Source organism: Novosphingobium organovorum (assembly GCF_022832435.1).
GTDB classification, from domain to species: Bacteria; Pseudomonadota; Alphaproteobacteria; order Sphingomonadales; family Sphingomonadaceae; genus Novosphingobium; species Novosphingobium organovorum.
Map to the genome: position 1 here is coordinate 1 of NZ_JALHLF010000165.1, position 5,376 is coordinate 5,376.

Sequence of the window (5,376 nt, forward strand, 5' to 3'; positions counted from 1 at the left end):
CAGCGCCCCGCCCGCCACGGCAGCCGCCGCCGATCCGGCCAGGAGGGCCCGCCTGTCGATGTTCATGCTCGTTTCCCCTCATGCGCCGCGCGAAAGCACCAGCGAGGCGATGGTCGAAAATTCGCGCGCGCAAGGCAAGCGCACGACAAGCGCAGGGGCATTAGCCAGACTAATGGGTCTTTTTCGGGAGGTCGAAAGGAAGGAAATAGATGATGCAAGGGGTTAACACCCCTTGACCCCAAACTGTCCACCGCGCCTTACTCGGCAAGCATCGCGCCAGAGAGCCGCGTTCGACGACTTGAGGAGCCCGAGGGCCACGGACCTTGGCCTCCTTGCTTCTGACCCCGCCCCCTTGGCGGCGTGGACCAATTCAAACGTCCGGTTTCGCCCCATGGCAGACGAAGATGGATGGGTTTGAAGCAGGGGGCCATCGCCCCCTGCACCCCCGAAAACTGGCGGCGGTGCGCTTCACCTAACCGTTGCGCTCGGGTTCGTCGGGAGTCATTCTAGAGCCTGCGGCGACAATCGTGCCGGACGGATGGGGCGTGCCCAAACATCGACATTTCGAGGGTCCGGGGGATCATCCCCCGGGAAATCTTCCCTTTTCTTTTACGCTCCCGCGCGGCCGCTCTCCACCCGATTCAGCCGCTCCGATCATCGCCACAGTTGTCCCCGCGCCTTAGCCTCCCAGCGCGCGGCACTCCTCGACGATCCAGCTGGTGAACAGCGCCACCGAGTGCTTGCGCGGCTGGTGCGCGAGCAGCGCGTAGCGCGAGAGCGAGCGCACGCGCTGGGGTGCGGCTTCGACGAGCGTGCCCTTGGCCAGATCCTCGCCGATCAGTTCGACCCGGCCCATCGCCACCCCCGCCCCGCGCGCGGCCGCCGCGATCGCCATGTCGGACAGGTTGAACACCTGCGAGCGGTGCGCGCCGAGCGGCGCCAGTCCCACGCCTTCGCGCCAGATGTTCCATTCGACGTGGCGCGCCGCCCCGCCCCAGGCGTTCTCGTCGTGCAGCAGGGTGACTTCGGGATCGCTGGCCCAGTCGGGGTGTTCGGCCAGATAGCCCGGCGCGCAGACCGGCACGATGTGCGAGCCCATCAGGCGCACCTGATGCACGCCGGGATAGTCCGAAGGATCGTACGTGATCAGCACGTCCCCCTGCTGCGCGTTGAGGAACGGCTCATCCACCGCCGCGTTGTCGGCGTTGAGGCGAAACTCGATCTCGGGGTGGCGTTGCAAAAAGCGCCCGATGCGCGGCATCAGCCAGCGCAGCGCGAAGGTCGGCACGCAGCCCACGTTGAGCGTGTGCTTCTGGTCGAGCGCGTTGGCCAGCGCGCTTTCGATCTGGCGCATCGACTGCCCCAGCTCATCCTTGAGCTGGACGCCGAGCGCGGTCAGTTCGAGCCCGCGCGCCTTGCGCACGAACAGCGCGCGGTCGAGCCGCTGTTCGAGCGAGCGGATCTGCTGGCTGATCGCGCTCTGGCTAAGGTTCAGCTCGCGCGCGGCCTCGGTGAAGCTGCCCGTGCGCGCGGCGCATTCGAAGCAGCGCAGCCAGGCCAGGTCGGATGGGGTGAGCGCCACGCGCGGGGGTTCCTCGGACAGTCAGCGAAAAGGGGACAGCCGCGCCTTACCCCGCATCGGCCCCGGCATCCAGCCAGGCGCTAAAGGTCGCCTCGGGCACCAGCGAACCGCCCGTCGCCCAGACCACGTGGGTCGCACGGGCCAACACCGCTTTGCCACCGAGCGCCGCGCGCCAGCCTTGCGCCGCGGGATCGGTGACGAGGCGCCCCGGCCCTTCGAGCCCGGCCACCGCCGAAGGTTCGAGCCGCATCCCCGCCCCGTGCCACAGCCGCGCGACATGGGCCAGCAGGCGCTCGTCGCGCACGGTGTAGAGCCCGGCGAGGCGGGGGCGCATGAGCCCCGCGACCAGCCGCGAGGCCTGCGTGACGGCCAGCCCGTCGGCCTCGGTCCGCCCGTCGAGGCCATAGTCGTAGACCGAGCGCAGCCTCTCTTGCGCGCCCTCTTTCGCTGCGGGCACGAGCAGTTGCGCCAACATGCACGGCGCGGCGACCGGTTCGGCGAAGAAGGCGTGAACCTGCGCGCCCAGCAGGCACGACAGGCCAAAGGCGATGCCCCCCGGCGCGCCGCCGATACCGCAGGGCACGTGCACCATCAGCGGATCGCCCGCCTCCAGCGCGACGCCGCTTTCGCCAAGCTGGCGCACCAGTTCGGGCGCCGCCGCGGCGTAGCCCAGGAACAGCGCGGTGGAGCGTTCGTCATCGACGAAGTGGCTCGCCGGATCGCTTGCCGCCTCGGCCGCGGCGGCGTGGACCGCGCTGATGTAGTCGCTGGCGTGTTCGATCACCCGCGCCCCTGCCGCGCGCAGCCGCGCCTTCTTCCACGCCTTGGCGTCGCGCGACATGTGGACTTCGACCGCAAAGCCCAGCGCGCGCCCGATCAGCCCGACGCTGAGCCCCAGGTTCCCGGTGCTCGCCACCATCAACCGCCGCGTGGCAAGAAAGGCGCGCACCGGCGCGTCGAGCAGCGCCTCGTAAGGCTGCTCGGGGTGCAGCAGGCCCGCTTCACACGCAATCGCGAAGGCGTGGCTGACGACCTCGAAAAAGCCCCCGCGCGCCTTGATCGACCCGGCCACGGCGAGCTGGTCGTCGCGCTTGACGAAGACGCGGCCTGCCCCTTCGGCGTCGAGCGTCGCGGGCAGCATCGCGGGCGCCAGCGGATCGAGCGGCGAAGCGATCCCCGGCGCGCCCACGGCCTCAGGAAACAGCGCGCGAAACAGGCCCTGCATCCGCACCCAGGCGGCGCAGGCGGCGGTGAAATCGTGCTCATCGAGCGGCTCACCCGCCCCCGCGCCGGGGCCGAAGCCCGAGCGGCCGCGCTCGGGATTGATCCAGAGCAGCGGCCTTTGCGCGCTGAGGTCGGCTTCGAGAGTTCGCTGGTCGGCTTCGATCGTCACGCTGGCTCCTCGCCCTCTTGCCCCTGCGGCAGGTCGGTTGGCGGTTTCGTCCGGGCCTATCACCGCCCCCCACGGCGGCAAAGGACGCGGCACGCTTGCAGCCATAAGCCCGGCTAATGGGCAGCCGCGCAGCACGCTTGTGACACCCCTTTCGCTTTGCGCCATGGTTCACAGCCAGGGACACGCAAGGGGGTGTCAGCCCCGGCAACCTATCACCGACCCGAAGGTCGGGGAAACGACACGTTCAGGGGGTACAACATGAGCCATTTCCGCCCGCGCACCCGCGCGACTTCGCTGCGCGCCAGCGCGCTTGCCCTTGCGGGCTCGATGCTGGCCGGTGCGCTTCTCGCCAGCGCCCCCGCCCATGCCGATGATGGCGCCGGACAGGATGCGGATCAGGGCTCGCAGACGCGCAGCACCGACATCGTCGTCACCGCCAACCGCCGCGCCGAACGGCTGATCGACGTGCCGATGAGCATCACCGCGCTCAGCCAGAAGGAGCTCGACCGTCAGGGCGTCAGCTCGCTGCACGACCTTTCGCGCGTGGTGCCCGATCTCGTGGTGGTCGAAGCCGGACCGGGGCAGAACCGCGTGTTCATGCGCGGCATCGCCAACGGCAACAGCCTGACCTCGCTGGTCGGCGTCTATCTCGACGAGATCCCGGTCACCGGCTCCTCGCTCGGCCAGCCCGACCTGCAACTGGTCGACCTTGAACGGGTCGAAGTGCTGCGCGGACCGCAGGGCACGCTCTATGGCCAGGGCTCGGCGGGTGGCACCTTGCGCTTCATCACCGCCAAGGCCGATCCGAGCCACGCCTCGGGCTCGATGGAATTCACCGGCTACGACACCGCGCACGGCGCGTTTTCGGAGAAGATGAGCGGCTATCTCAACCTGCCGCTCGTCGAGGACAAGCTCGCGGTGCGCGTCTCGGGCACGCTCGCCAACATCGGCGGCTGGATCGACCAGCCCGACGCCGGACGCAAGGACATCAACGACCAGCTGATGCGCGACGTGCGCGCCAAGGTGCTGTTCCGCCCGGTCGAGGATCTCACCATCGAGGGCACCGTGCTGGTCCACCGCAACGACGGACACGGCGTGAACGTGGGCGCGGACAAGCACTACGACGTCTATTATCCCAGCGGCGATGCCGATGCGAAGCAGTCGTTCCTCGACAACTACACGATCTACAACGCCACCGCGAAATACGAGCTTGGCGGCGTGCAGCTGCTCAGTTCGACCAGCTGGGTCGATGCCCAGCGCCACAACGTGGGTGCGGCGCAGAAGATCGCAGGGATCGAGACCTTCCTCGACGATACGCTCGACACGTCCTCGTTCACGCAGGAAGTGCGCCTCAGCTCGACCGGGACCGGCCCGCTGCACTGGGTCGTGGGCGGCTTCTACAGCAACGAGAAGCTCGACCGCGATCTGGAGGTTACGCTCTACTACGGCGGCGCGGTGCTGTCCTCGCCCTCGATCACGCACACCAGCTCCCGGTCGATCTCGGTCTTCGGCGACGTCAACTACGACCTGTCGGACCGCTTGCAGCTGGGCATGGGCCTGCGCTACTTCCACGACCGGCGCCGCGCCAACGACGAGACGCTGTTCCAGTCGGGCACGTTCCATTCGCTCGACCCGCGCTTCTACCTCAATTACAAGCTGACCGATGCGATCGCGCTTTACGCCAATGTCGCCAAGGGCTTCCGCAGCGGCGGCTTCGTCGGCGACGACGATCTCTCGACTTATGGGCCCGAGCGGGTGTGGTCCTACGAGGTGGGCACCAAGGGCGCGCTCGGCCCGGTCAGCTGGGATCTTTCGGGGTACTATTCGCAGTACCAGGACTACCAGACCTTCGTCATGGTCAGCGCGGTCTATGGCGGGGTGACCAATGCGGGCGATGCCCGGGTCTACGGGCTCGACGCCTCGCTCTCGATCGAGCCGGTGCGCCACCTCACGCTCAGCGCCTCGGGCAACTACACCCACACCGAGCTGACCCGCGTCGACGCCGCGACGATCACCAACGTCAAGGGCGACCCGCTCGACTTCGTGCCCAAGTACACGCTCTCGGCCTCGGCCGAATACCGCTTCACGCTGGGCGACGCGCTGCCCGCCTTCGCGCGGATCGACTTCAACCAGCTGGGCAAGTCGACCATCACCGACCGCAGCTACGGGCTGATCCGCTACCCCTCCGACGAATTGAGCCTGCTCGGCGCGCGCGTGGGGATCGATGCGGGCGACTGGAAGGTCGAGGTCTTCGCGACCAACCTGCTGGGCGAGAACGGGTTGCAGGACCCGATGGCCGCGATCGGGCTCGACACCCGCGCCAAGCCGCGTACCATCGGCTTCACCGTGGGCAAGAGCTTCTGACCCCCCTGGCGATCCCGGCCACGCGCCCGCCCCGCTG

Annotated in this window: 4 protein-coding genes; 2 read left to right on the forward strand and 2 right to left on the reverse strand. The window is 68.5% G+C overall.

What is annotated here, in order from left to right; genetic code table 11:
- Window positions 1-226 (forward strand): hypothetical protein (locus MTR62_RS19635; RefSeq protein WP_244024119.1); only part of this gene is annotated, 226 nt, incomplete at its 5' end.
- A 453-nt stretch (window positions 227-679) separates the two neighbouring features.
- On the opposite strand, the gene MTR62_RS19640 is transcribed toward MTR62_RS19635, so the two are convergent.
- Complete coding sequence (locus MTR62_RS19640) at window positions 680-1,582, reverse strand: LysR substrate-binding domain-containing protein (RefSeq protein ID WP_244024121.1); 903 nt, start codon at window positions 1,580-1,582, stop codon at window positions 680-682.
- Window positions 1,583-1,628: 46 nt separating this feature from the next.
- Window positions 1,629-2,975: a D-serine ammonia-lyase gene (locus MTR62_RS19645; RefSeq protein WP_244024123.1), complete on the reverse strand. Its 1,347-nt coding sequence runs from the start codon at window positions 2,973-2,975 to the stop codon at window positions 1,629-1,631.
- 258 nt (window positions 2,976-3,233) lie between these two features.
- On the opposite strand from MTR62_RS19645, the gene MTR62_RS19650 reads away from it, so the two are divergent.
- Window positions 3,234-5,339, forward strand: coding sequence for a TonB-dependent receptor (locus MTR62_RS19650; RefSeq protein ID WP_244024125.1), 2,106 nt, complete (start codon window positions 3,234-3,236; stop codon window positions 5,337-5,339).
- The last annotated feature ends 37 nt before the right edge of the window (window positions 5,340-5,376 follow it).